The sequence below is a fragment of the Pseudomonas sp. 2822-17 genome (assembly GCF_002742485.1).
Taxonomy (GTDB): Bacteria; Pseudomonadota; Gammaproteobacteria; order Pseudomonadales; family Pseudomonadaceae; genus Aquipseudomonas; species Aquipseudomonas cyclaminis.
The window spans coordinates 1-233 of record NZ_LJRZ01000947.1; the positions used below are offsets into that span (position 1 = coordinate 1).

Annotated in this window: 1 protein-coding gene; it reads right to left on the reverse strand. The window is 30.0% G+C overall.

Features of this window, described 5'->3' with window-relative positions; genetic code table 11:
* Positions 1-233, reverse strand: a 233-nt coding sequence (locus AOA60_RS33705; RefSeq protein WP_218241010.1) for a hypothetical protein, incomplete at both ends; no start/stop codon positions are given.

The following is a 233-nucleotide window of genomic DNA, read 5'->3' on the forward strand; positions in this document are numbered from 1 at the left end:
TCTAATCTGTGATTGATAATGAATTGAAATGATTTTAAAGGGTTTGCTAGTTTAATTGCTTCAATTAATGAGATCATGATTAATGAGTTATCAGACTTTCCATCAGTATTTTGAATAGTAATCAGTCTTGATGGCCATAGATGTTTTATATCTTCAAGATGTCCGTCTGTAAGGTGCTTTATAATATTTTCATTTTTCATCTTTGCTTTATCTAATGGTTTTAATGCGTCGCG